The sequence below is a fragment of the Flavobacterium faecale genome, assembly GCF_003076455.1.
In the GTDB taxonomy this organism is placed as follows: Bacteria; Bacteroidota; Bacteroidia; order Flavobacteriales; family Flavobacteriaceae; genus Flavobacterium; species Flavobacterium faecale.
The window spans coordinates 175021-200765 of record NZ_CP020918.1; the positions used below are offsets into that span (position 1 = coordinate 175021).

The 25745-nt window shown below is 35.6% G+C and carries 24 protein-coding genes; 15 read left to right on the top strand and 9 right to left on the bottom strand.

What is annotated here, in order from left to right; all coding sequences use genetic code 11:
• Positions 1-90 precede the first annotated feature (90 nt).
• Positions 91-1785: an alkaline phosphatase D family protein gene (locus FFWV33_RS00810; protein WP_108739131.1), complete on the top strand. Its 1695-nt coding sequence runs from the start codon at positions 91-93 to the stop codon at positions 1783-1785.
• Between the two features lie 89 nt (positions 1786-1874).
• Here the strand turns inward: FFWV33_RS00810 and FFWV33_RS00815 are convergent, their stop codons facing one another.
• The 3 genes from FFWV33_RS00815 to FFWV33_RS00825 all read right to left on the bottom strand — a co-directional run bounded on the left by FFWV33_RS00815 (position 1875) and on the right by FFWV33_RS00825 (position 6123).
• A complete protein-coding gene (locus FFWV33_RS00815) occupies positions 1875-2555 on the bottom strand; it encodes a DedA family protein (RefSeq protein ID WP_108739132.1) in 681 nt (226 codons plus the stop codon).
• Positions 2556-2681: 126 nt separating this feature from the next.
• Entirely contained in the window at positions 2682-3551 is an 870-nt protein-coding gene (locus FFWV33_RS00820) for a transglutaminase family protein (protein WP_108739133.1), read from the bottom strand.
• Positions 3541-6123 carry a circularly permuted type 2 ATP-grasp protein gene (locus tag FFWV33_RS00825; RefSeq protein ID WP_108739134.1) on the bottom strand — a complete coding sequence of 861 codons (2583 nt, stop codon included), beginning with the start codon at positions 6121-6123 and terminating at the stop codon, positions 3541-3543. The genes FFWV33_RS00820 and FFWV33_RS00825 overlap by 11 nt, the downstream gene beginning before the upstream one ends.
• Before the next feature lie 84 nt (positions 6124-6207).
• On the opposite strand from FFWV33_RS00825, the gene FFWV33_RS00830 reads away from it, so the two are divergent.
• Together FFWV33_RS00830 and FFWV33_RS00835 are read left to right on the top strand one after the other, a co-directional pair.
• Positions 6208-7050: a transglutaminase-like domain-containing protein gene (locus FFWV33_RS00830; protein ID WP_108739135.1), complete on the top strand. Its 843-nt coding sequence runs from the start codon at positions 6208-6210 to the stop codon at positions 7048-7050.
• 146 nt (positions 7051-7196) lie between these two features.
• The gene (locus tag FFWV33_RS00835) at positions 7197-10616 is read left to right on the top strand and encodes a transglutaminase family protein (RefSeq protein ID WP_108739136.1); all 3420 of its coding nucleotides are present in this window, start codon (positions 7197-7199) and stop codon (positions 10614-10616) included.
• A gap of 239 nt (positions 10617-10855) precedes the next feature.
• Here FFWV33_RS00835 and FFWV33_RS00840 read toward each other — a convergent pair whose 3' ends face one another.
• Both FFWV33_RS00840 and xrtF read right to left on the bottom strand, forming a co-directional pair.
• Positions 10856-11302, bottom strand: a complete 447-nt coding sequence (locus FFWV33_RS00840) for an exosortase F system-associated membrane protein (protein WP_108739137.1) — start codon at positions 11300-11302, stop codon at positions 10856-10858.
• A complete protein-coding gene (gene xrtF / locus FFWV33_RS00845) occupies positions 11277-11828 on the bottom strand; it encodes an exosortase family protein XrtF (RefSeq protein WP_108739138.1) in 552 nt (183 codons plus the stop codon). The genes FFWV33_RS00840 and xrtF overlap by 26 nt, the downstream gene beginning before the upstream one ends.
• A 73-nt stretch (positions 11829-11901) precedes the next feature.
• Between xrtF and FFWV33_RS00850 the strand changes: the two genes are divergently transcribed.
• The 9 genes from FFWV33_RS00850 (at position 11902) to FFWV33_RS19270 (ending at position 18531) form a co-directional block, all read left to right on the top strand.
• Positions 11902-12360: a GAF domain-containing protein gene (locus FFWV33_RS00850; protein ID WP_108739139.1), complete on the top strand. Its 459-nt coding sequence runs from the start codon at positions 11902-11904 to the stop codon at positions 12358-12360.
• 23 nt (positions 12361-12383) lie between these two features.
• The gene (locus tag FFWV33_RS00855; protein WP_108739140.1) at positions 12384-13319 is read left to right on the top strand and encodes an energy transducer TonB; all 936 of its coding nucleotides are present in this window, start codon (positions 12384-12386) and stop codon (positions 13317-13319) included.
• Positions 13320-13442: 123 nt separating this feature from the next.
• The gene (gene rpsO, locus FFWV33_RS00860) at positions 13443-13709 is read left to right on the top strand and encodes a 30S ribosomal protein S15 (protein WP_108739141.1); all 267 of its coding nucleotides are present in this window, start codon (positions 13443-13445) and stop codon (positions 13707-13709) included.
• Positions 13710-13895: 186 nt separating this feature from the next.
• On the top strand, positions 13896-16037 hold the full coding sequence (locus FFWV33_RS00865) for a polyribonucleotide nucleotidyltransferase (protein ID WP_108739142.1): 2142 nt from the start codon (positions 13896-13898) through the stop codon (positions 16035-16037).
• Positions 16038-16510: 473 nt separating this feature from the next.
• Positions 16511-16756, top strand: a complete 246-nt coding sequence (locus tag FFWV33_RS00870; protein ID WP_108739143.1) for a type II toxin-antitoxin system ParD family antitoxin — start codon at positions 16511-16513, stop codon at positions 16754-16756.
• Positions 16757-16927: 171 nt separating this feature from the next.
• Positions 16928-17320, top strand: a complete 393-nt coding sequence (locus tag FFWV33_RS00880) for a helix-turn-helix domain-containing protein (protein WP_108739144.1) — start codon at positions 16928-16930, stop codon at positions 17318-17320.
• A 22-nt stretch (positions 17321-17342) separates the two neighbouring features.
• Entirely contained in the window at positions 17343-17918 is a 576-nt protein-coding gene (locus tag FFWV33_RS00885) for an IS630 family transposase (protein ID WP_159085952.1), read from the top strand.
• A 54-nt stretch (positions 17919-17972) separates the two neighbouring features.
• Positions 17973-18125, top strand: coding sequence for a type II toxin-antitoxin system RelE/ParE family toxin (locus tag FFWV33_RS00890; protein WP_108739146.1), 153 nt, complete (start codon positions 17973-17975; stop codon positions 18123-18125).
• A 235-nt stretch (positions 18126-18360) separates the two neighbouring features.
• Positions 18361-18531, top strand: a complete 171-nt coding sequence (locus tag FFWV33_RS19270; protein ID WP_159085953.1) for a hypothetical protein — start codon at positions 18361-18363, stop codon at positions 18529-18531.
• A 783-nt stretch (positions 18532-19314) separates the two neighbouring features.
• Here FFWV33_RS19270 and FFWV33_RS00900 read toward each other — a convergent pair.
• Genes FFWV33_RS00900 through FFWV33_RS00915 form a run of 4 tightly spaced genes read right to left on the bottom strand, consistent with a single transcriptional unit; the run spans position 19315 to position 21969 of the window.
• Entirely contained in the window at positions 19315-20142 is an 828-nt protein-coding gene (locus FFWV33_RS00900) for a mechanosensitive ion channel family protein (RefSeq protein WP_108739148.1), read from the bottom strand.
• A 4-nt stretch (positions 20143-20146) separates the two neighbouring features.
• Positions 20147-20347 (bottom strand): hypothetical protein, encoded by a 201-nt coding sequence (locus FFWV33_RS00905; RefSeq protein WP_108739149.1) that lies wholly within the window; start codon positions 20345-20347, stop codon positions 20147-20149.
• Positions 20347-20913 (bottom strand): RNA polymerase sigma factor, encoded by a 567-nt coding sequence (locus tag FFWV33_RS00910; protein WP_108739150.1) that lies wholly within the window; start codon positions 20911-20913, stop codon positions 20347-20349. The genes FFWV33_RS00905 and FFWV33_RS00910 overlap by 1 nt, the downstream gene beginning before the upstream one ends.
• 57 nt (positions 20914-20970) lie before the next feature.
• Positions 20971-21969 carry an OmpA family protein gene (locus FFWV33_RS00915; protein ID WP_159085954.1) on the bottom strand — a complete coding sequence of 333 codons (999 nt, stop codon included), beginning with the start codon at positions 21967-21969 and terminating at the stop codon, positions 20971-20973.
• Between the two features lie 432 nt (positions 21970-22401).
• Here FFWV33_RS00915 and FFWV33_RS00920 point away from each other — a divergent pair, with 432 nt between their 5' ends.
• The 3 genes from FFWV33_RS00920 to FFWV33_RS00930 all read left to right on the top strand — a co-directional run bounded on the left by FFWV33_RS00920 (position 22402) and on the right by FFWV33_RS00930 (position 25726).
• Positions 22402-23325 (top strand): hypothetical protein, encoded by a 924-nt coding sequence (locus FFWV33_RS00920; RefSeq protein WP_108739152.1) that lies wholly within the window; start codon positions 22402-22404, stop codon positions 23323-23325.
• Positions 23326-23444: 119 nt separating this feature from the next.
• Positions 23445-23771, top strand: coding sequence for a hypothetical protein (locus tag FFWV33_RS00925; protein ID WP_108739153.1), 327 nt, complete (start codon positions 23445-23447; stop codon positions 23769-23771).
• 68 nt (positions 23772-23839) lie between these two features.
• A complete protein-coding gene (locus FFWV33_RS00930) occupies positions 23840-25726 on the top strand; it encodes a hypothetical protein (protein WP_159085955.1) in 1887 nt (628 codons plus the stop codon).
• Positions 25727-25745 lie beyond the last annotated feature (19 nt).

A 25745-nucleotide genomic window follows, 5' to 3' on the forward strand; every position in this document is an offset into this window, starting at 1 on the left:
CCATAAACCATTCGTTGATGTTATGGTAAAACTATAGTAACTTTCGGCTGTGCTTAATTATGCAATTTTGAAAAAAATCTAGACAGCAAAATGGAAACACCAAAAAATAGCAGAAGACAATTTCTCCAAAATACCTTTTGGGCAGCAGGAGCGCTTATTATTGCACCCAATTTTATAAGTTGCACAGACAACAATGAGAAGAAAGGAAGCTCAATTATAGCTACAGATTACACCCCTATAAATTTTGATCAAGGCGTAGCAAGTTTTGACCCTACAAAATCAAAAGTGATCATTTGGACGCGTTACAATAGCGCAAATAAATCAATCCTTTGGGAAGTATCCAAAAAAAGTACATTTGAAACCATTTTAAGAAGTGGGACCATAACTACCTCAGCAAGCAGAGACAATACTATTGCTATCGAATTAACAGATTTGGAAGCCAATCAAAAATTGTACTATCGTTTTAGTAACAAAGATGACAAAGCAATCTCGGTGATTGGTGAAACCATTACTTTTCCAGAAAACGCATCAACAGTAAAACTAGCCGTTTGCTCCTGCTCCAATTATCAAGCAGGACTGTTCAATGTTTACAACGCCATGGCAAAGTCAGAGGCCGATGTGATTATTCATCTTGGTGACTATTTTTATGAATATGGTGCTGGTGGTTATGGGGCAAATGCTGCAAATGCGTCTCTAAACCGAGCACATCAACCTGCGCATGAAATTATCACACTTGATGATTACAGAACAAGATACAAACAATATAGATCTGATAAAGACCTTCAGTTGGCACATCAAAAAAAGCCTTTTATTTGCGTTTGGGACGATCACGAAGTAGCCAACGACTCCTATAAAGATGGTGCTCAAAACCACACACCCGATGAAGGATCATATGAAACTAGAAAACAAAATGCTCTGCAAGCGTATAGTGAATTTCTACCTTTCTCTAGATTAGAACCAAATAACCAAACGCTAATCTACAGAAACTTCAACTTAGGAAACCTTGTGAACCTGACAATGCTAGACACCCGCATTATTGGTAGAGACAAACAATTGGAAATTGGTAATTACATCACAGCAACTGGTTTTGATGGCGCTAAGTACCAAAAAGACATCACTAATCCAGATCGAGCATTGCTTGGGACTACACAGCGCAATTGGCTTACTCAAATTGTAAATGCAAACACAGCCAAGTGGCAAGTATTGGGGCAGCAGGTTTTGATGGCTAGAATGTATGTTCCTGCCGAAATGCTTACTGCTTTTGGTTCTCCAAATTTCAATAAAACCTTAGCTGAACTGGTAACATTAAAGGTTCGATATAAGCAAAACGACCCTACTTTGACGGCACAAGAAAAAGCGAGAGTCACCACTGTCCTACCTTATAATCTAGATGCTTGGGATGGCTATCCTATAGATCGCGAAGCAATGTACACTGCCTTTGGTAACAAAAAAATTATTACACTCGCAGGTGACACACACAATGCATGGAGTAGCAAACTGACCAAACAAGATAAAACTGAAATCGGAATCGAATTGGCTACATCAGGCATTAGCTCTCCTGGATTTGAAGAATACTTGGGTAATCCGTCCAAAGAGACTTTAACTGCTTTTGAAGGTGCTTTGACTACCTTGATTGATGACCTGAACTATTTTGATGCTTCGAGAAAAGGTTATATTCTAACTACCTTTACTAGCAGCACAGTCAAAGCAGAATGGATTTTTGTTGATACACTTTTGTCAAGTACCTACACTACAACAATAGGCCATACGGTAGTGTATTCATAACAAAAACTATACATAACAAAAAAGGAAAGCCAAATAGCTTTCCTTTTTTTATTATTATCTGAATCTAAAAATATTTTAGATTTAATGTATTATTCTACTGTTGGTGATTTTTTGGCAAACTTGATCAAAACTGGAGATAATGTTACCACAACCAATCCTATAATAATCATTTCGATGTGATTTTTTAAATCAATTTGATAGTTATCAAGCAAGAAACCATACAAATAATGCCCTGCAAAAATCAAAGCAAACGACCATAAAAAAGAACTTACGACATTAAAATACATAAATTTCTTTTTTTCCATCGAAACAATTCCTGCTACGATAGGTGCAAAAGTTCTGAAAATTGGTAAAAATCGAGCAAAAATAATCGCTCTACCACCATGTTTCTCAAAGAAATCTTTAGACTGAATCAAGTATTTCTTTTTGAACCAAAAACTATCTTCTTTGTTATATAAGTAGTAACCGCTTTTGGATCCAAACCAATATCCAATTATATTACCCAAAATTCCGGCAATGGCTACGAAAGTTGACAATAAAAAAACATTCAAAAAATCGCTCTCAATTAGTAAGATATTCTCAATCAATTCTCGATTATAGATTCCAGCCAAAAAAAGCAAACTATCACCCGGCAGAAAGAAACCAGCAAACAATCCAGTCTCAGCAAAAATGATAAAGAGCACAATAAACAAGCCTACTTTTATCCCACTAACTTCAAAATGTATGTAAAAAAGTGGGTCAATTAAATTTTTCCAATCAAAGCTACTCATAATCTATTATTTGTTTGCATCTATATATGCCGTGAAAGTAGGTATAAAATACTTTATCAACAATTTATTCTTAATTTTTAGAACTTTATTAACTTAAAATATCCCTTATTTTATCGTTAATAAAACTTAGGCTATTGGTATCACATCAACCTCAACTTTGACTTTGTGTTGACCAGAACTAAATATGATTCCTTTCAATGGTGAAATATCAGCATAATCACGACCATAAGCCGTAACAATATGGCGTTCTCCAGGAATAATATTGTTGGTAGGATCAAACTCGCACCAGCCCATATCAGGCACATATACAGACACCCATGCATGTGAGGCGTCTGAACCTTGTAATTTTACTTTACCCTTAGGAGGTAAGGTTTCCAAATAACCACTTACATAGCGCGCAGCAAAGCCTAAACTCCTCAAACTAGCAATCATCAAATGGGTAAAATCTTGGCATACTCCCTTGCGTTCTTTCAAGACCGTTTTCAAAGGCGTATTCAAATTGGTAGCTCCTGATTTGAATTCGAAATCAGTGAAAATTTTTGCTGACAATTTGGTTACAGCTTCATAGAACGGCTCTTTGGATACAAAACAAGTTTCGGCAAATGCTTTAATATCATCATCCCAAAAAATAAATGGACTCGGTAGTTGGTATTGCAACAATTCGTTTTTAAAATTTAATTTTGTTCGAAATAATTGCAGCACTTCATCACAAGTAAGCGCACTTACAAACAATAATTCGGAAGGAAGCACTTCTACGATACTTGTGGATATAACTTGCAAAACCTTATGCGGATTAAGAATCGAAAAATAATATTTGGTATTCCCAAAATAGTCCTTTCTAGGATATAAATTTTGGGGTTTGGGCTCAATCGTTAGTTTATAATCTTCACATATTTGCGAAGCTGAATTCACCGGATGCAAACATAAGATACACTGGTAATTGTGCACTGCATTTACATAGGTATAGGTTGTTTTATGTACTAATTTATACTTCATCAGAGTCAATTTTTTCTGTGTCTAAAAATGAAATTTGCATCACAGAATGGTTAAAATACAAACTAGAAAGTCCGCTTGTTACAGACGAGATCAAAGTAGAGACCTTTTTGATTGTCTCATCCAATGCCTCTCTGTAATTGGATTCATCAGCTTGAACAAGCTCTTCGGGATCAATCAATTTAATAATTGTACTTGCTTCAAGCACATTTTTTTCTGCAACAGATAATTGATTCAATTCAGATTTCTTTGGCAATTGCGCAATATTATAGGATAAGGTATCCAATATAAAGGCCAAAGTATAAGGTGATTTTTTTTCTAAAAACAACATATTAATCACTGTTACCAAATTAATTTGGGATTTATACATGCTTCTGTACTGCGCCAACAAATTATGATTCTCTAATACTGACTCTAGTAAAAGCTGTTCTACCTCTTCGCTACGTTTAAAGCAAAACAAGGTTTGAATCACCGAAATGAGGGACAAAAATCGCTCTATATTTTTACCTGATTCGAAAAGGAAAAACCCATTCTCTCTAGGAAATGTTTCGTACGTATTTCCGTAAAAAGCCATTAATCGTATGTACAATTTTTGCAAATTGTGTGTTGTTCGATTAATATTTTTGGCATCTACTGCTTTTAAGCTCGTTAAACTATCTTCTATCAAACTAATAATTCGTTTGGTATCGTAGTTCCATTTTTCGCTAATATGATTTACAGAATACAATAATGACTGCACATTATAAGTAACTGACCCTTCCTTCTTGACATCTTTAATTAGGGATAACAATTCTGCCAACGGTTTTTCGAACACCGTTTCATCTTCTTCACCATCTTCGCCCACAAAACCGGGATACGATTGTGTCAAATGCGTCAGTGCTTTTAACAATACAATCAAAAATTCAGGTTGTTTTTTTCCACGCGCACTTACGTTTTCATTTAAACGGCTAAAAATTATTTTTAAGAAACCAGTCAATACCATTGTTCTTTCAGACAAACGTCCTACCCAAAACAAATTTTCAGCATTACGACTTGTTAACGCTATATTTCTAGAAACATGACTCGCCTTTTTGACTTCAATTACTTGGTCTTGCAACTCAACAACTTCTTGTACTTCTTTGACTTCATCACTAATGATCCATGTATCCTTTGAAATTCCACCAAATTGATTTGAAATTTGAAACTTATCTTCAATCACAGACCCACGCGTCAAACCACCTTGCATGACTGTATATTCTTTTCCGTCAGAGACCAAAAAAGCTCTAATTACAGCCAGTCTAGGTACAATTTCGCCATCTACAAAAGAAGGTGTTGTAGACAAGCTCACCTCTTCTTGCGCCACATATTCTTTTGGATTCTTGATGATGGTCGCTTTAAGGGCTGCTAATTCTTTTTCGTTTAACTTTCGACCATATATAGATTTTACTCCTAGGTTTCGGTTTGTTTTTTTGATAATTAATTTTGGTAAATTATTCAAAACATAATTTAGTTCTTTCGTTTGTCCACACCACCAAGTAGCGGTAGAGTTCATAATCAATGGTTCCTTCAACAAAAATTTAGAGGCATTTTGTATAAAAGCCATCAAACCATGATTTTCTAGAACAGCAAGTCCTGGAGGATTAATAACCGTCACATTACCCAAACGCATCACCTGCAACAATCCCGGAATTCCGAGTAACGAGTTGCTATTAAGTTCTAATGGATCACACCACACATCATCAACTCGTTTAATGATGACATCAACACGTTCCAATTGATCAATCGTTTTCAACCACACATAGCCTTCACGCACAAGCAAGTCACTACCTTCTACAAGTGTATAACCCAAATAGGACGACAAATAAACGTGCTCAAAATAGGTTTCATTCCCTTCTCCAGGAGATAAAAACACAACGTTTGGATTTTCAGAATTACTACCAAATTTACCAACTGTTTTTTGCAACTCATTAAAAAAGGGTGCTAGTTTACTGCGGTGGATATTTTTATTTAGCTTAGGAAAAATGTTTGCCATCACTATTCTATTCTCCAAAGCGTATCCTGTACCCGATGGCGATTGTACCCTATTGTCTAGCAACCACATTTTCCCGTCGGGACCACGTGCAATGTCACAAGCTAAAATAGTAAGTTGATGAAAATCTTTTTGACTGATATCAAAACAAGGCCTAAGAAAACCCGTGTTATCAAATACTAGGTCGGCAGGAATGATATTATTTTTAATCAATAACTGCTCTCCGTAGATATCTTTGTAAATTAAATCGAGTAATTTTGCGCGCTGAATTAGTCCTTTTTCAATTGTTTTCCATTCAGATTGGTGCAATACAAACGGAATAGGGTCTAATTTCCAAGGACGTACCAATCCATTTTCAGAATCGTATACATTATAGGTAACTCCATTTTCCTTTAACTTATCTACAATTTCTTTTTTTCGAATGGTTAACTCCTCCATCCCTACCTCTTCCAAGGTTTTGAAAAGTGTTTCCCAATAAGGTCTTACTTGTCCGGCTTTGTCAATAACTTCATCATAGGACTTTATTGTTTTTTTGTAGGAATCTAAAAAAGATGGTGCTGTGCTCATTCTGGGAATTTAAAATAGCAACAAATCTACATTTTTTTTATAGAAAACAGGCCCGATTATCCTCAATATTAGTACTTTTACTTTATGGAATTCACACTTAAATCAACAATTCATTACGATGTATATAGCCCCACGACCTTCATATTTAATATTCAAGTATTAAATGAAAGTCAAAACCAATCCATACTTTCAGAATCGTTGCAAATAACACCTGCTCTACCCTACAAAGAATTTAGTTTAAAGGGGTCGAAAACGCGTTTTATCAAATTACAAGCCAACGCTTTCCAACCTTTCAAAATCGAATATCAAGCCCATGTTGCAATGCAGCACACTCTTATTCCCAAGAAAAAAGTATCCAAAAACACCTCAATATTTACTTTAAAAAACGAAATAATTCCGTTTCTAACTCCTACTCGTAATTGTCCGTCGGATAAATTAATGGAATTTGCTTTTCATCTTTTCGGCGATCTTACTACCGATTTAGAAAAAGTGACTGCAATAAACGAATGGATTTATAACAGCATTGAATATGTTGGTGGTTCTTCCAATGCCAATACAACTGCTTATGACACCTTGAACCGCAAGCAAGGTGTTTGCAAAGATTTTGCGCATTTGGGCATTGCGCTTTGCCGTGCTTTGAACATACCTGCTCGCTATTTCACCTGTTATGCTAGTAATTTATTTCCGCCTGACATACATGCTTGTTTCGAGGCATATTTGGGCAAAACATGGATTGTCTTTGACCCTACCAAACTCGCAGAATTGAACCAATTGGTCAAAATAGCAGATGGAAAAGATGGCTCAGAAATTGCTGTAGCTACCCTGTTTGGTAATGCATATTGCACCAACATGACCATCGAATGTCATCAAATAGATACACATAAAGAAATTATTGGATTGGGAACAGATTTTTTCATATCGTATTGAAGCCGAAACAAATTTATATTATAAACAACTTTGAGTACAATAAATTATCATTTTGATATTTATTATTTTCATAACTGTTTTTTCTTTGTCTTACAACATTAAAACCGTATTTTTAATAAAATTTAGAAACCAAAAACACTTTATTTATGGCTGTTAAAATTGCTATTTCACATAAAACAACCTATACATTTGACCGTAGTGTCAAATTATTTCCACATGTTTTTCGGCTTCGACCAGCTGCACATTCAAGAACACAAATAGAAGGTTACACCTTTAAAATAAGTCCCGAAAACCACTTTATCAATTGGCAACAAGATCCTTTTGGAAACTACCAAGCGAGAGTTGTTTTTCCAGATCCTGTGCAAGAATTAAAGGTAGAGGTTGAAGTCATCGCAAAATTGCAAGTCATCAATCCGTTTGATTTTTTTGTTGAAGAATATGCCGAGCAGTTTCCGTTTACTTATGACAAAACATTAGAACAAGAACTTACTGCATACAGACAATTGTCTGAGGAGAGTCCGATATTCTTGAAGTTCATGGAAGAATTGAAGACCAACAAATCAATGCCAACCAACGACTTTTTGGTTGCAATAAACCAAGCCGTATACAAAGAGCTTACTTATAATTTACGAATGGAAGTTGGAGTGCAAACTCCCGAAGAAACACTACGTAAAAAGAGTGGATCCTGTCGTGACTTTGCATGGTTACTTATACATGTGTTACGCCATTTTGGCCTTGCCGCACGTTTTGTATCTGGTTATATAGTTCAACTAGCACCCGACCAAAAATCACTTGACGGCCCATCTGGTCCCGAAACTGATTTTACCGATTTACATGCTTGGGTAGAAGTTTACTTACCTGGAGCCGGATGGATTGGACTAGATCCTACCTCTGGACTTTTTGCCAGTGAAGGTCATATTCCGTTGTGTTGCACACCTCATTATGAGAGCGCAGCGCCAGTAACAGGTGCGACCGGAAAATGCGAAGTAACGTTTGATTTTGAAAATAAAGTTACGCGCATACACGAAGATCCTAGAGTTACAAAACCATATTCTGACAGTCAATGGAATGACATCATGGAAGTCGGAAACGTTGTAGAAAAAGACTTAATCGAAGGCGATGTTCGACTAACAATGGGAGGCGAACCTACCTTTGTATCTATTGATGATTACGAAGCTGATGAGTGGAATACTGCCGCTGACGGCCCATTAAAAAGAAAGTTAGCTTATGATTTGGCACTACGTCTAAAACATCGTTTTGCCTTTGGTGGCTTACTCCATTTTGGACAAGGAAAATGGTATCCAGGAGAACTTTTTCCACGTTGGCAATACGGATTGTACTGGAGAAAAGACGGATTACCTTTATGGAACAATGATGCTTTGGTTGCCAAAGAAGGTGAATCTAATCACACTTTTCACGATGCCGAAAAATTCGCTACTGAACTAACAAAATACTTAGGAATTGACCCTCAAAACATCACTCCTACTTATGAAGATCCAATTTACTGGGCGCTTGAAGAAGGTAAATTACCAATCAACTTGGACCCGTTAAAAGTTGATCTAAAAGATTCAATTCAACGACACAATCTAGCTAAAACTCTTGAAAAAGGCTTAAATAATCCTTCTGGATTTGTATTGCCTTTGCGTAAAGATCATGTTGCAGATAACTGGGAAAGTTGTGCATGGGAATTCAGACGTGGGAATTGCTTTTTGATTCCCGGAAACTCACCAATTGGTTTACGACTACCCTTAGACTCCTTACCTCAAACATCCAAAAATGTTAGAGAAGCAGTAGTTGACAGAAGTCCGTTTGAAGATTTAGCGCCATTAGGTGACTACAATGAAAAAGTTAAAAAAAGGTACGGAACTATCATTAAGATGTTTCAAAATGCTAAATTAATTTTAACTAAAAAAGAAACCAAAGAGAAAGAAAAAGAAAAAAGTCCTCCTGCAATTGAGGTAAACACTTTTATCACTGCGATTTGTATCGAAGAGCGTGACGGAATTATTTACATCTTCCTTCCGCCAACAGACTACCTAGAAGATTATGTAGATTTAATCACGTCGATTGAAAATACAGCAGAAAAATTACAGATGCCTGTTCGAATAGAAGGGTACCAACCAAAATCAGATTACCGCATGGAAAAAATGATGGTAACTCCAGATCCTGGTGTAATTGAAGTCAACGTGCACCCTGCAAAAACATGGCAAGAAATTGTAGACAATACAACAGCTTTGTATGAAGAAGCCTTTTTGTCTCGTTTGGGTACCGACAAATTCATGGTAGACGGTCGCCATACCGGTACTGGTGGAGGAAACCACGTGACCTTGGGTGCAGAAAGACCCGAAGACAGTCCGCTATTGCGTAGACCTGATTTGCTACGAAGTTTAATCACCTACTGGCAGCACCATCCTGTATTGAGTTATTTATTTGCTGGACCTTTTATTGGGCCAACAAGTCAAGCGCCTCGTATTGATGAAGGCCGTGATGAGAAATTGTACGAAATGGAAATCGCATTCGAACAAATTCCGAAAGGACAAGATGTTCCTTATTGGATGGTAGATCGAATATTCCGAAACTTACTAACTGATATAACAGGAAACACACACAGAACTGAGTTTTGTATAGACAAATTATATTCGCCAGATTCCTCTACAGGACGATTGGGGATTTTGGAGCTTCGTGCCTTTGACATGCCACCGCACAAGCACATGAATTTGGTACAAAATTTATTAGTCCGTGCCTTGGTAGCTAAATTTTGGAAACAACCTTACGAGAAAAAACTAATACGTTGGGGAACTGAATTGCATGACAAATTCTTATTACCGCATTTTGCGTACTTGGATATGATTGATGTGGTTAACGACCTAAAAGATTCTGGATATAATTTTGACATTTCGTGGTTTGATCCATTTTTCGAATTCAGATACCCGCACCATGGAACCGTAACTATTGACAATATTCAATTGGAAATACGCCTCGGAATCGAACCTTGGCATGTATTAGGAGAAGAACTATCAAGTTCTGGAACCTCCCGTTTTGTAGATTCATCATTGGAAAGGCTGCAAGTAAAAGTATCAGGTATTGTACCCGAACGACATATTTTGTTATGTAAAGGATGTAGAATTCCGTTGAGAAGTACGGGGACAAAAGGAGAATATGTTGCCGGAATACGTTATAAATCATGGAATCCGCCATCTGCTTTACATCCAAATATAGGCATCGACGTTCCACTGGTTTTTGACCTTGTTGACACTTGGAATAATAAAGTGATTGGTGGTTGTACCTATTTTGTAACACATCCTGGTGGTCGTAGTTTTGACACTTTGCCTGTAAACAGTTTTGAAGCAGAGTCTAGAAAAATGAGTCGTTTTTGGGATTTTGGACACACACCTCCAGCATCTATGCAAGACAAAGATTTTGAAACGCCTGCCAACAGCACTGCAACTTCAAGATTTTTGGTCGAATCAAAATCAGACTTAAAACATGATACTCCAATTGAGTTAATTAATCCTGAGTATCCTTATACTTTAGATTTAAGACATTTTTGGACGGCAAAAAACTAATTATACGCTGGGCCGTTTTGCGTGAGGGATAGTCCCGAAGCGTCGGGAGAAAAGCCCACAAACAAGTGTAGCGATAGCGGAACTTGTTGAGGACTTGCAACGTCCCGAAGCGTCGGGAGCCCGACCCGCTTTTTTCTGCGGGTCACGCCCAAATAATAAAAGAATTGGTTTTCTTTTTAAAACTGAGATACTATTTGAAATCACTTTTCGATGAGAAGTTGTTTTAAATAGTATCTTTTTTATTTTACAGAAAGTCGCTGGTAGTAAAATGCGGGGATAAACAGCAAAACAAAAATGGGCTGTATTAAAAATCTACGAATGTAAAAAAGTGTAAAATTATCATCCGTTTCATAAAAATGTAAAACTGCACTCATACTAATCATGAGAACTAGAAAAAAAACAGCGTACAATACTAATGCAAATTTGATCATAGTGCACTCCTTAAAAACGATATAGATAAGCAGTAAAGAAAAAACACTATTGAGCACGTACCTAAACGTGAGACTAAGGAACAACGAAAAAGAATCGTAAGTTGGTAATGGAATCCTATTGAACTCCAACTCAAAATAGTGTAGAAAGGGATCATAAAACAAAACCCTCTCAAAGACACGAATCAAGATTAGCGCAAAAACAGCTAGACCACCCAAAAGGATTCTATATTTATACTGGCGTATTTTTTTTAGCATATTTTGAAAAATTAGAAATCCACAGTATCCATAGTAGAAACACAAACCCGTATATAAAAAGCGGAAAAAAAATGCGATGTAAAAAGGCTTCTTGCTCCGGGAAATAAAACAGCAACACACAGAGTACCGCAATACGTACTGCATTTAGAATATAAATAAGTGCAACACCGCCAAAGAGAAATAAAAGCGTTGCTTTTAATGTACCCGAAAATGACACTACAAAAGAAACGAAAAGAATAAGAACACTCACACTATTGCAACCTTCAATAATTCGGGCCACATATTTTCCATCATAAAACAGCCTCAAATAGGATTCGTTTTCATTTTTATCGAATGAAAAAGGAGCTCCAAAAAGATCCAGAAGTTGCTTTGTGTTGCGCCCAACAGCCTGCGTAATGCCATCAATTTTATCAAACCCAAAACTATTTAAATAGCCTTGATACAAGAAGGTTAAAATTCCGTAGGTCAAAAAAAACTTCAATAAGAACAATAGGAAGGGCTTATATTGTAGGAGATAATATTTCAAAGCTGATTTTTTAACAAATTTATGTAATTTATAATATGGAGTTTAAATACTTTTGTATAAAAAACATAAAAATATGACATTTCAGGAATTAGAACCTAAAGTAATCGCTATTACGACAGATGCTACACATACAAGAGACGAAAAACTTTTGGCTATTTGCACACTTTTAAATGAGAATATTGATTACTACAACTGGGTTGGGTTTTATTTTGCAAATCACGAGACCAAAACTTTGCACCTAGGCCCGTATATAGGAGCAGAAACAGATCATACGGTTATTCCGTTTGGAAAAGGGATTTGCGGACAGGTAGCAGAATCAAATGCAAACTTCGTTGTTCCAGACGTCGCAGCTCAAGACAATTACATCGCTTGCAGTTTTACAGTAAAGTCAGAAATTGTAGTTCCATTATTTGTAGACGGAAAAAACATAGGACAAATTGATATTGACAGCCACGTAATTGATCCTTTTACCGCTGATGATGAACGTTTTTTGGAATTTGTAAACGTACAGGTAGCCCAACTTTTCGCTTAAAACCCCACCTATATTCCTTCTATATGAAAAAATTATTACTTGCACTTCTGTTTATTCCTACGCTCTTTTTTGCCCAAGATAAATTTGAAAACAAAATCTACTTGGACTCACTTTGGCATGAATCTACCGAAAGCAATTATAAATACTATAGAATTGTAGCAGATTATGATGCTTCAACGGAATTATACCTTATCAAAGACTATTACAAATCTGGCGTTTTACAGATGGAAGGACATTCGAAAACTAAAAATAATGGTAGCAAAGAAGGCGAATTCACCTTTTACTATGAAAACGGTCAAAAAAAAACCGTTAATAACTTCCTTAAATCTAGAAAAACAGGAAAAGAAATCCAATGGCATGAGAATGGTCAAAAAAAATCAGAAGGAGAATATGCTGATTCTAAAAAAGGTTTCAGTAATCAATTTCGAATGAACCAATATTGGGACGTAGATGGTAATCACCTAATAATTGACGGAACGGGACTATACGAAAACAAAGGAGAGAACTTTTTTGACAAAGGCTGGTACAAAAACGGAATGAAGGATGGAGAATGGACCGGTCAATATAACAAAGATAAAACGTATACGGAAACATACAAAAAAGGCGAATTAGTATCCGGTGTTAGTAAGGACAAAAATGGGACAGCGTATCATTATACCGAACTCGAAAGTAGACCATTACCCCTGAGAGGAATAAACGACTTTTACAAACACATTGGAAAAAACTTCCATATTACAAAAGAATACGAATCATTAAACGGAAAAATATTCACCACCTTTATTGTAGATAAGGACGGCCAAATTGTAGAACCAAAAACTATAAAATCATTAAATGAAACATTGGATGCAGAAGCTATTCGGGTAATTAGTAGTTATGAGCGATGGATTCCGGCCAAACAAAGGGGGCAATATGTGCGAGTCTTATACTCAATACCCATTACATTAATGGGAAGAAAGTAAAAAACAGCAAACCCATAAAATAAATTGTATTTTTTACTTCAAATTATAAAATTATTATTTACTTTTGCACCCGTCTTACAATACATGTAACGGCATACATAATAATCATTAAATAATATTGGAATGTATTTAACTAAAGAAGTAAAAGAAGAAATCTTCGCACAACACGGAGGAAAAACAAACACTGGAAAAGCAGAAGCACAAATCGCTTTGTTTACTTTCAGAATCTCTCACTTAACTGAGCACTTGAAAAAAAATCGTCATGATTATAACACAGAGCGTTCATTAGTATTACTAGTAGGTAAAAGAAGATCTTTACTAGATTACTTGAAAAAGAAAGAGATCAACAGATATCGTGAGATTATCAAAGTATTGGGTATCAGAAAATAATCAATATAAAAAAGAGGTGCGCAAGTACCTCTTTTTGTTTTTTTGGTCCGTACCGACGTACGATACCAACGTATAGTAGAATAAAAAAAGTTTTGGTTTTTCATTGGATTTTACGCATTAACTACGCGCAGCAACTACAACACAACTAGTTATCCATTTTTTTAATAACCAAAGAAAAAAAAATTTATGATTCCACAATTATTTGTAGAAAACATCGATTTAGGTGATGGAAGAAACATCACAATCGAGACAGGTCGATTGGCTAAACAAGCTGACGGATCTGTAGTAATTAGAATTGGTAAAACTGTAATCTTAGGAACAGTAGTATCATCAAGAAAAGCAAGTCCTGGTATTGACTTTTTACCATTAACGGTAGATTACCGCGAAAAATTTGCTGCCGCTGGACGTTTCCCTGGAGGTTTCTTCAAGAGAGAAGCTAGACCAAGCGACAACGAAGTATTAACAATGAGACTAGTTGACCGTGTATTGCGTCCACTTTTCCCATCAGATTACCATGCAGAAGTTCAAGTTATGATTCAGTTAATGTCTTATGACGAAGATGTTATGCCAGATGCACTTGCAGGTCTTGCAGCATCAGCAGCATTAGCTTTATCTGACATTCCTTTTGAAACACTAATCTCTGAAGCTAGAGTTGGTCGTATCGACGGACAATTCATCATCAACCCAAGCCGTGCACAATTAGAATTATCAGACATCGATATGATGATTGGTGCTTCTATGGATTCTATCGCAATGGTAGAAGGAGAGATGAAAGAAATCTCAGAAGCTGAAATGGTTGAAGCAATTAAATTTGCTCACGGACATATCAAAAATCAAATTTCTGCTCAACTACGTTTACAAGCTGCTTTTGGTAAAAAAGAAGTTCGTACGTACGAGGGAGAAAGAGAAGATGAAGCAATTTACGCAAAAGTAAAAGCAGCATCTTACGATAAAATCTATGCAATTGCAAGCAAAGGTTCTTCTAAACAAGAACGTACAGCAGCATTTGACGAGGTAAAAGAAGAAGTTAAAGCTTTGTTTACAGAAGAAGAATTGGCTGTAGACGGAGAATTAGTATCTAAATACTTCAAGAAAACAAACAAAGAAGCAGTTCGTAACGTAACCCTAGATTTAGGAACACGTTTGGACGGTAGAAAAACTAACGAAATCAGACCAATCTGGTGTGAAGTAGATTATTTACCATCTGTACACGGATCTGCATTGTTTACACGTGGAGAAACTCAAGCTTTGGCAACTGCAACTTTAGGAACTTCTAGAGAAGCAAACCAAATCGATTCTCCATCACAACAAGGTGAAGAGAAATTCTACTTGCACTATAACTTCCCTCCTTTCTCTACAGGTGAAGCTCGTCCGTTGAGAGGAACTTCAAGAAGAGAAGTTGGTCACGGAAACTTAGCGCAAAGAGCATTAAAAAATATGATTCCTAGCGACTGTCCTTATACAATTCGTGTGGTTTCTGAAGTATTAGAATCGAATGGTTCTTCTTCTATGGCAACTGTTTGTGCTGGAACGCTATCTTTAATGGACGCTGGTATCCAAATGATTCGTCCAGTTTCTGGAATCGCTATGGGATTAATCACTGATGGTGACCGTTACGCTGTATTGTCTGATATTCTTGGTGATGAAGATCACTTAGGAGACATGGACTTTAAAGTTACTGGAACATCTGTAGGTATTACAGCTTGTCAAATGGACATCAAAATTGACGGTTTGAAATACGAGATTATGGAAGCAGCTTTGGCTCAAGCTAGAGACGGACGTTTACATATCCTTGGAAAACTAATCGAAACTTTGGCAACTCCAAAAGAAGATGTTAAAGCTTACGCTCCAAAAATTATTACAAGAAGAATTCCTAATGCCTTTATTGGTGCATTGATCGGACCTGGTGGAAAAGTGATTCAAGAATTACAAAAAGCTACTGGAACTACAATTGTAATCAACGAAGACCCTACTACAGAAGAAGGAGTTATCGAAATTCTAGGAACAGACCCTGCTGGAATTGAAGCAGTATTGGCTAAAATTAAGTCAATCACTTTCAAACCACAAATGAACGAGTCATACGAAGTGAAAGTAATCAAAATGCTAGATTTTGGTGCAGTTGTAGAATATACATCAGCTCCAGGAAACGAAGTTTTATTACACGTATCTGAATTGGCTTGGGAACGCACAGAAAATGTTTCTGATGTTGTGAACATGGGTGACGTTTTTGAAGTGAAATACTTAGGTATGGATCCAAAAACTAGAAAAGAAAAAGTGTCAAGAAAAGCACTTTTACCAAGACCTCCACGTGAGGAAAGAAAAGAGTAATCACATCTTAGTTTACTACAGGTTTAATTATATAAAATCCCGTTTCATTAATTTGAAACGGGATTTTTGCATTATTAGGGTATGCCGCCACCAAAGTACAAGGGGCTCACTTTCATAAGCGCTACAAGCCCTTTATCCTTGCTGCCGTCGGGCTTTGATATTTCGAGCGCACTACTTCAGTAGTTAGCTCCAAACGCAGTTTACTGAACACCTATAAAAAATAAAAGCTAGACGAAGTAATCCCTCATGTGGACATGAGACAACCCAAAAACCACACAAAACCACTAACCACAAAGTTTGTAATACTAATTTATCTCAGAATTAATACTGGCCGCTACAACGATTGACTCTACTCTTGAGAATGAGAGAAAAGATCTTGACTTTCCGAAACCATTCTGTTAGCAGTAACCGTGTACAAAAAACCAAAAAGTTGATTTAAATACCAATTTTTGGTATCTTTGATAAAAAAAATTATGGCACGAAATACATCCATATTGTTAGGCGATTATTTTGAAAATTTTATCAATGATCAAATTGCTACGGGAAAATATAGCTCCGTAAGTGAAGTTGTTAGAACTGCTTTACGAATGTTCGAGCAGGAAGAATCTAAAACTAAATCTCTAATCAATGAATTAAAAATTGGTGAAAAGAGTCCTAAAATCAGAAACATTGATCGAAATAAAAATCTAGAAATGTTAAAAGCCAATATTCAAAAATAATGTCAGAGTATATTATTAACGAAAAGGCATTAGAAGACATTAATAACATTTGGATTTATACAGCAGAAAATTGGTCCATTGAACAAGCAGATAGGTATTATAAGTAATAAGAATAAAATAATGTCGTATTTTGTTGTTAATATATGAAAAATTTACTATATTTATCTCATTATGAGATATGTAACACTAAAAGAAGAAGAGGTTTTGGTACTAGAGCACCTTTACCAAAATAGCCCTAATAATACTGTTAGGAAACGTAGTCAATGCCTTGTTTTATCACATCAAAGACACAAGATTAAAGACTTGGCTTCTATTTTTAAAGTCAGTCGCAGAACGATTGAACGTTGGTTTGATAGTTGGGCTAGTATTGGGGTTGATTCTCTTGCTATATCAGAAGGAAGAGGAGCAAAAACTCTTTTAAAAGACTATACGGAAGAAGTTTCCAAGCAATTAGAACTTCACAATAGAAATTTAAAAAATGTATTAATTTACTTTGAGGAGCAACACAATATTGTCATCTGCAAAAAGACTTTGCAGAATTTTTTAAAAGTTACTGGGCTATAAGTGGAAAAGAGCTAGACTCTCTTTGAAAGGCAAACGCAACGAAGAACAATTTAGATTTAAACAAGAGCAGATAGAAACATTAAAGAGTTTGGAAGATAGCGGTTATATTGATTTATATTTTGGAGACCAAAGTCATTTTGGACTCTCTCCTAATGTGCCTTATGCTTGGCAAACAAAGGATAATCCAATTTTGTTACCCGCTGCTAAAGGTAAATATCAGAATGTAGTTGGATTAATGACCCGTAAAAATAAACTCTATTTCGAAACACTTGAAACAACCTTTAATTCAGATAGAATCATCAGTTTTATGAATCGATTTGTGGAACAAACCATTAAAAAAACCATTGTAATTCTTGACAATTCTCCCATACACAAATCAAAGAAGTTTATGGCTAAAATAGAACAATGGAAAGAAAAAGATGTTTTAATTTACTTTTTGCCACCTTATTCTCCAGAGTTAAACCTGATTGAAATTCTATGGCGGAGAATAAAATATCAATGGTTAGATTTTGATGCTTATAAATCATTCGAAAACCTCAAAGAAAAATTAAATTTTGTCCTGACTAATTTTGGAATAAAATACGACATTAAATTTTAACCATTACTTAACTTAATTTATGACGAAATTGAATATATCGTTAGAAATTTTGAAATGGCTCATGATTTTGGAAAAATTCGAAAATCATATAGATACTCAAAAGTAAAATCACATCTAATATTCTTCAAAAAAGATAAAAATAACGAAATTGAAGTTGTTAGAGTTTTACACGAAAGAATGGATATTGAAAACAGATTAGCTGAATAAATAAAAAAGCTACTACTACAAGACATTTGCATTTTAGACTGAATTCAAAGATTATTTTGTACTTGGAAAACTTGTGCATCATAGAAAAATCTCGCCTCTTTAACCGCAAACATGTTGTACCGTCAAGACGCTCAAAAAAATCAGGCAAAAGCTACCGTTCCCTATTCCCCACTAACATACAGTTATATATTGGTAAAAATTAACCTATATTTGGCATTTATAAAAATGTAAAATAATGGCTATACTTATATTTCTGATCATTGTCGTTGTTCTTTATTTATTCTTAGAATTAAATGGTTTAAAGAATGAGGCTAGAGAAACAAACTCTTTAGTACAAGACATTCAAATTGAAAATAGCAAACTCAAAAAAGACCTAATAATCAAGGCATACCGCCAGCAAACATAAGGGTTTCACTTTTATGAGCGCTATGACGCCCTTATCTTTGCTGCCGTTGAAGCCTAACGCTTCCGGGCGCACTACTCCGGTAGCTAGCTCCAAACGCAGGGCACTGAATACTTATAAAAAATAAAAGCTAGGTAAAGTAATCACTCATACGAGCTCGTAGTTCCTAAAACGCATTCTAATTCTCACCATAGCTTGTCATGCTGAAAGCATCTCACACAAGCCAAGAACTTTCTATTTGCTACTCTTAAAGGTGCCAACACTATTTTTAAAAGAATCCAAATGGTTAATTCGAGCGGAGTCGGGAACCACTATTGCTCCTCTACCGCGCTCGAGGCGACAAAAATTAGGTTACATTTCCAACTTTACTACAGATAAAATAATCACTTCTGGAGTAACTCTAAAAGACCCCAAGATGGCTGTGCAAATTTACTGAGATGCTTTCAGCGTAACAAACTGTTTCGAGTATTAGTCGCCAAAAACCATGGCTAACAAAATAGGTTAGAAACAAAAAACCCAGAGCAAAGTCTGGGTTCATGTATTTTTTAGTTCAAAACTAAAAATCAAATATCGTTTTCTAAATCAATTTTTAATCCTTTGATTAATTTGGAGTTTTCCATTTTTGACTGCAGATGCAATTTTTAATCTCAAAACCGCATTAGGGATAGAAGCGGTATCCTTTGATGAAATGAAATGGAATCAAAGATATAGCGGATAGCCCGACCGTAGGGAATGCCCAAATCATACAACTTCAAAATTCGGCAAGCCTCAACTAAAATGATCTACTTATTCTATAACCTCAACCGTGCTTTCTACGATTTGCAAGATCGGAATAATGACTTTTCCTGTTGCAGTTTTCAAGCTGAGGCTAATGTTGTCAATTGCAACTATTTCGCCTTCTTGACCATTGACCTTAATGTATTCACCAACGGTATAGTTTTTTCTAGCATAAAATGTAAGGAGCAAATTGGTGATTACATCTTTTGATCCTAGTCCAAAAGCCAAGACAAAAGTGAGTAAAAAAGCACCCAAAATAATAGTCACATTATTAGTTATGATGGTCGTGTCAACGCCTGCTTGATTGAGCGCAGTGATGGTCACCAAAATTGCAATACCATAAAAAGCCATGCTACTGATCACTTTTCCTCCGCTCATGCTGAGTGAAGTAAACAAGCCAGAAATTGCTTTTCGAACAAAATTGGCAATATAAACGCCGATCATAAACAAGGCCAACGCACTAAATAATTTTGGTAAGTAACGCAATAGATTACTGATTTCGACAGAGATTATTGTCCATTGCATGACATCGGCAGCGATAATCATGAACACCAAAATTAAAATCCAGCGCACAAAACCAATAATTATTTCGGAAATATTGATCTTATACTCTGATTTTCCGAACAAATCAGATTCGTTTATTTTTTCGCCTACTTTATCAATACTCGATACATCAAGGGCTTTTCTTAGAATAAAAATTACTCCTTTTGAAATTGCCCAACCTATTACCAATACAAGAATGGCATAAATAAAGCTAATCAATCCCTCGCCAATTTTAAAGAAGAGCGTATTAATTGTGTTTAACGTATCGGATTGTAATTGATCTAAAACCTCCATATTCTTATTGTTTGGTATCGTTGTTAATTTTTGATTTTGTTTTAAACATACTCTCAATGGTTGAAGCGTAGTTTGACGAAAACAAGCTAGTAACTTCTAAAATGAATTTAACGGTATTTACGTCGTCCATCACTTTTTTCTTCAAGTCCTCCGGTACTTCTTGCTGCGGAAGGCCAATTTTTTTGAAAGGATTTTCGTTTTCCATTATACATCTATTTTATTATACAATTCGGCTATTTTTGTTTTGGCTCTCGAGAGGCGCATTTTCACGGCGCTTTCTGATAGTTCCAACACCTCTTGAAGTTCTTTGATCGAAGCTTCGTCTTGGTATTTCATTTGCAATATCATCCGGTCCTCGGGCGCAATTAATGTCAATGCTTTTTCAAGTTTATCCACTTGCATTTGCGACAGGCTGTAATCACTAACTTCGATAGCGAGATCATATTGCTCTTCTATTTGGTTCGAATGAGAGGCCATTTGTCGTTCTTTATCGCGACTCAAATAATTGACACAAAAATTATAGGTAACAGAATACAACCAAGTAGAAAATTTAGAATTCCCTTTGAAGGTGCCAATTTTGACAAAGACATGCAAAAACACATCTTGAGTCAAATCTTTGGCTTCATCAACAGATCGCACAAAGCCATAACATTTATTATATACCAAATGTTCGTATCGATCGTACAGCACTCCAAATAGTACGGTATCATTTGTTCTTCCTATTTTTGAAGCTAATTCTTCATCAAGAATGCCATCGTAATTTTTGACCATACACCTTCTTTACATCTTTTAACCAAAAAAGCACTTTTACCATACTAAATAAAGGTTTTAGTCTCGTACGTCAAAGCTCACTTCTACTCTACGTGCTGCTGCAGCGTCAAGGCTTGTAGCATCTACACCGTGATATTCAGACGAAATTCTATTTGCAGGAACTCCTTCTTGTATCAAATATTGTTTGACAGCATCGTTTCGTAACATAGATAATTTGGTATTGTAGGCTACATTACCCGATTTACTAGCATAACCATCAAGAAAAACTTGTAAACTTGGGTTCAAAGTCAAATCATCTAATAGTTGGTGCAAGCGAAGTGCATCTGTACCACTAATTTTGGCAGAATTATTATCGAAATAAACTCTGGCTTGTATTTTGGCAAATTTTTCTTTTAGCAATTGCGCAGCGGTAACAGTTGTGATTTCTGGTGTAATAACTATGCTTGTTGTTGGTGCTGCCGGTGTATCAGTAAGGACAACCAAACTTTCTACAGGCGCTACAGTGACAACCTCTTTTGGTTGCGCTTTTGGTTGTGCCACAACAGCTACAGCAGCAGGAACCGCAACTGTATTAACTGTTTGCAAAGTCAACAGTCGCTCTTGATTGCGTAAAATAGCATCGTATTTGGAATTTAAGTCACTTAACTGACGTTCATAATTACGACTATCTTCGCTTACCACAGTTGGTTTTTGGTACGCGCTGTTAGCATTATAGACCGTGTCTCGGGTTACCACTGTTTTTAATGTAGACAAATATACTGTATCACGCACTACAGCACGTTTTGAGACGGTATCTATTTTTGACCTCAAAGATTCTAATTCATTTTCTAGCACACGCATACGTTGCATCACGCTATCGTTGGCAACTGTTTTTAATGCCAACAAAACTTGTGACGTTACTGCTTGTTTATCAAGTGTACTACTGTCTTGTTTTTTGAATTTTTGTAAAATCGAAATCAAATGTGCTTTTGATATTACGATTTCGCCTTCTTGTTGTGTTTGTCCATAAAAAGTAGAACAAACTAGAAATAAGATAAAAGATATTTTTGTTTTCATAGATAGTAATTTTAAAATTTTAATCGAAAGTGACTCGTCCTTAAGCAACATTCTTTTCGAATAACCAACGTATTGTGTAAGTCCGGAATTATTAGTCAAAGTAACAAAAGTAAAACGTATGACTTACATTATAAGGTATGTATTTTTTATCAAAACGCAGTTCTATTTACAGTACTTATCATTGAGACACATCAAAAAGCAAAAAGTCACCAACTTTTTTTTGAATAGCCGTTCTTTTGTAATTAAAAACACATTGGAGCATATTATTAGGTAGACGTAAATCAGAAATTCTTATTTTCTATACACCTATATAGTCTATCCAATCATGACACGAATAGATCCATTAATGGTTTGTATTAAACTATTTTAAAAATAAATGTGACCTATCTGTTTTTTCTGTGTCTTAACTATAGAACAGTTACTTTTTAGATTATGAAAAAAATTCTCGTATTAACCTTTTCGATCTTAGTTATGATTTCTTGTGATAAAAAGCAAGAAGCAAAACAAGCTGTTGTTCCTGAAAAAATAACTGAAGTTGATTCGACCCTGATACGCCAACAACAACAAATGGCTCAGGCTAAAAAGCAAGTTGATAGTTTGGTGCAAAAGAAAGATTCCTTGTTGCAGGTGGTTACAGGCACGCAACAAACACTTGCCCGATTAAACGATTCAAAAAACGAACAAGGAATTGCTAGTGAGACGTTAAAATTAAATCAACTATCGGGACAAAAATCTAATTATGAAGAAGAAATAAACTTTAGAAAAAAAGAAATTGAACTTACTGACAAAAAGTTGGAGCTTTACAATCAAGAAAAAGCAATGTATCAAGATCATAAAAAAGCAATGTATGCCAAAGGAGCAAAACCGCAAGCATTGGCAAAGATTGATACTTTACTCACAAGTGTAAACACCAAAATTTCTAGATTAAATACAGTTTCAGAAGAAGCCAACAAAGCACTTGCGCAGGCAAAAGACGATGCTACTACTATTGACGATCAGCAGGATGCAATGAGTAAAAAAATTAGTACTGCTTATCTTTCTAAAGTTGTTTTTGAAGATTTTGCTAAACAAGAAAAAATTGCCGTTGATGCTCAAATACAAGAACTTGATTCTATAATCGACATCCGTAAGATTGCTATTAGCACTATGGCAGCGCCGTCTCCAATCGAGAAAGATAGCTTAACAATGGGACTACTAGCACCAGAAAAAAGTAAAAACACGATCGCAACTCAAAAAGAAACCAAAAACAGATTGTACTATGCCTTTGGCGCTGTTGGTATTGTTATCGTTGTTTTTGGCTTATTTAACTTTATCGGAAAAAAGAAAAAAACATCCGGAACAGACTACTTTAATTAAAACCATTCTAGATAAAAAACGACTGTGTAGACCATGTTAATGAGTACCTTTATCCACCAATTAACAGTTATAAACAAGTTGTTATTCTAACTTTTACAAACAAAAAGAAATAAAATAACATGAGAAATAGCTACTTACTCGGATATCTAATCATAATTGTTTTTCTGGGCACTTTAAATTTTGAACTTATTCTGACTGAATTCCCGTTTGAATTTGGATTTGGTACGTATCAAACCTACCCTTTCTTACTACTGGCAACGATCGGATTTGTATTTTGCTTTTTATTCTTTCTATCCGATAAAAATAAACAGTATAAAAATGAAGCAATTATCGCAAAACTGCATAACGAAATTACCATTCAGCAAAAAGATTTAGAAATAGCACAGCTACAAGCGAGTGAAAGCCAAAAGACTCCGCCCATGTTTAATACAGATGCGAAAGTATAAAAGCTTTTTTCTCTTTCGAAAATAATAAAACGAACCGCTAGTCGGAAATAAAAATAAAACAAACAAAAATGAAAAAAACAATACACATACTATTATTATCACTTTCTACCTTAGGGTTTGCACAAGTGAAAGACATCAGTTTTACAGCCTCACCATTTGTTGATTATACATTTTATGACAGTCAATCAGGATTGGAAAACGCTACCTCTGTAGGAGGAAAAATCGGATTTGGTTTTGGCGAATATGTTGAGATCCGTGCTGTTTATTTGCAATCATTAGGATTGAAAACAAAATTTTCAAACTTTGGACTAGCAGGATATAACGACGCTCTTTTTCAATCACAAGACATTAACCTAACTCGTTGGGGAGGTGAATTTAAAACCAACTTGGGTAGAGGACGTTTTATTCCGTATTTAACTTTGGGTTCAGGTGTTCAAAATATCGAAATCAAAGACGGAGCAGATTTTGACCAAATATATACTAGTGTAGGTTTGGGTTTCAAAACTAAATTGACCGACCGAATTGTATTTACTGTTGAAGGAAAATACAATCGTTACAACTTTAATGCGGGAGCAAATTTATTGACAGACCAAAACAAAATTGATTTTGGCGTAACAGATAGTGATTTTGAATCAAAAGGTTTAAATAACTTTTCGGCTCAAGCCTCGTTACAATTTTACTTGGGAGGAAGAAAACCAGGGACTTTGAGCGCACTAGACAAAGCGTATTACAGCAAGTTTAGTAATGGTTTCAAAGGAATTCAGTGGATTGTAGAACCAAGTATTAACTACATTAAATTTGATGATAAGTCATTATTTAAAGATACTTACTTGGCTGGATTGTATGCTGGATTTGATTTCAATCAATACACAGGAATCCGTGCTTTTTACTTGCAAGGAATGGAAAACGAACAAATTTCGACTTCGTTTGACAAATTGTCTATGTACGGTTTAGAATTTAGAGCTCGTTTGAATGATGGTAACGGTGTTACACCTTACTTGATTTTGGGTGGTGGTTACTTAAACACACAAGACAATTACCTAGGAAAGACAAATACAGCAGTAGAAAGCGAAAAATTTGCAACAGCAGGTTTGGGATTAAACATTCCGTTGAGCAAACATATATTGATTACCGGTGGAGCAAGAGGAATGATTACCTCTGCAGCTGATGTTGCTGATTTGACAAGTCCAGACAATTTACAAACGCACATTATGTACAATGTGGGAGTAAAACTGAGTTTTGGAGGAAAAAAAGCAGATCCTAATGCGGTGTACGATGCACAATTGAACGAACAATTGGACATTAAAGACAAAGAAACACAAGTGTATATTAATGAGAAAATTGCGCAAAACAACGCAGACAACTCGGATAAAATTGCCAATTTAAAACAAGAATACCAAGATAAACTTAATGGACTTGAAGCCGATCTAGAAAAAGCGAAAGCAAATAATGATATCGACAAAGCGGTAGTAATATTAGAACAAAAGAAAAATGCACAAAATGCACTTGAAGAAGTCGCTCTAATCGAAAAGAAAGCAGTTAAAAATCAAGAAGCACAGCAAATTAAAGCAATTGCAATAAATAAAGAAGTGGCAAAACCAATTGCAAAGGATAGTATTGTGATTGTTCCTGTAGCTAAAGTTGTTACCGACAGCGTGGTTACGACAAAAGTAGTTGCTCCTGCAGCTGCTCCTACTGTTGTAGTTGTAAATGATACTACTGCTGCAAAAGTGGTTGCTCAAAAAACTGCCGTAGCAAAAACTACAACTAATACTGAAGTGGTAGAATACATTAAACTATCGCCAGCAGAATTGGAGAGTTTGATTGACAAAGTAATGGAAACGAACAAAACCAATTATAACAATGCTCTTGAAAACGAAAAACTTAAAAAGAGAGTTGAAACGATAGAAAAAGCATTACTGGAGAAATCCAAACCAGCGGTTATAAAAAAATAACATTCAAATCCTTTACGCA

What these genes read in the sequence shown, in the direction of transcription:
- FFWV33_RS00880 (WP_108739144.1), top strand. Translation starts at nt 16,928, where the DNA reads ATGAGATATGTAACACTAAAAGAAGAAGAGGTTTTGGTACTAGAGCAC.
- FFWV33_RS00840 (WP_108739137.1), bottom strand. Translation starts at nt 11,302, where the DNA reads ATGCTAAAAAAAATACGCCAGTATAAATATAGAATCCTTTTGGGTGGT.
- FFWV33_RS00925 (WP_108739153.1), top strand. Translation starts at nt 23,445, where the DNA reads ATGAGAAATAGCTACTTACTCGGATATCTAATCATAATTGTTTTTCTG.
- FFWV33_RS19270 (WP_159085953.1), top strand. Translation starts at nt 18,361, where the DNA reads ATGGCTATACTTATATTTCTGATCATTGTCGTTGTTCTTTATTTATTC.
- FFWV33_RS00850 (WP_108739139.1), top strand. Translation starts at nt 11,902, where the DNA reads ATGACATTTCAGGAATTAGAACCTAAAGTAATCGCTATTACGACAGAT.
- FFWV33_RS00930 (WP_159085955.1), top strand. Translation starts at nt 23,840, where the DNA reads ATGAAAAAAACAATACACATACTATTATTATCACTTTCTACCTTAGGG.
- rpsO (WP_108739141.1), top strand. Translation starts at nt 13,443, where the DNA reads ATGTATTTAACTAAAGAAGTAAAAGAAGAAATCTTCGCACAACACGGA.
- FFWV33_RS00865 (WP_108739142.1), top strand. Translation starts at nt 13,896, where the DNA reads ATGATTCCACAATTATTTGTAGAAAACATCGATTTAGGTGATGGAAGA.
- FFWV33_RS00920 (WP_108739152.1), top strand. Translation starts at nt 22,402, where the DNA reads ATGAAAAAAATTCTCGTATTAACCTTTTCGATCTTAGTTATGATTTCT.
- FFWV33_RS00915 (WP_159085954.1), bottom strand. Translation starts at nt 21,969, where the DNA reads ATGAAAACAAAAATATCTTTTATCTTATTTCTAGTTTGTTCTACTTTT.
- FFWV33_RS00835 (WP_108739136.1), top strand. Translation starts at nt 7,197, where the DNA reads ATGGCTGTTAAAATTGCTATTTCACATAAAACAACCTATACATTTGAC.
- FFWV33_RS00905 (WP_108739149.1), bottom strand. Translation starts at nt 20,347, where the DNA reads ATGGAAAACGAAAATCCTTTCAAAAAAATTGGCCTTCCGCAGCAAGAA.
- FFWV33_RS00825 (WP_108739134.1), bottom strand. Translation starts at nt 6,123, where the DNA reads ATGAGCACAGCACCATCTTTTTTAGATTCCTACAAAAAAACAATAAAG.
- FFWV33_RS00910 (WP_108739150.1), bottom strand. Translation starts at nt 20,913, where the DNA reads ATGGTCAAAAATTACGATGGCATTCTTGATGAAGAATTAGCTTCAAAA.
- FFWV33_RS00815 (WP_108739132.1), bottom strand. Translation starts at nt 2,555, where the DNA reads ATGAGTAGCTTTGATTGGAAAAATTTAATTGACCCACTTTTTTACATA.
- FFWV33_RS00890 (WP_108739146.1), top strand. Translation starts at nt 17,973, where the DNA reads ATGGCTCATGATTTTGGAAAAATTCGAAAATCATATAGATACTCAAAA.
- FFWV33_RS00830 (WP_108739135.1), top strand. Translation starts at nt 6,208, where the DNA reads ATGGAATTCACACTTAAATCAACAATTCATTACGATGTATATAGCCCC.
- FFWV33_RS00855 (WP_108739140.1), top strand. Translation starts at nt 12,384, where the DNA reads ATGAAAAAATTATTACTTGCACTTCTGTTTATTCCTACGCTCTTTTTT.
- FFWV33_RS00870 (WP_108739143.1), top strand. Translation starts at nt 16,511, where the DNA reads ATGGCACGAAATACATCCATATTGTTAGGCGATTATTTTGAAAATTTT.
- FFWV33_RS00900 (WP_108739148.1), bottom strand. Translation starts at nt 20,142, where the DNA reads ATGGAGGTTTTAGATCAATTACAATCCGATACGTTAAACACAATTAAT.
- FFWV33_RS00820 (WP_108739133.1), bottom strand. Translation starts at nt 3,551, where the DNA reads ATGAAGTATAAATTAGTACATAAAACAACCTATACCTATGTAAATGCA.
- FFWV33_RS00810 (WP_108739131.1), top strand. Translation starts at nt 91, where the DNA reads ATGGAAACACCAAAAAATAGCAGAAGACAATTTCTCCAAAATACCTTT.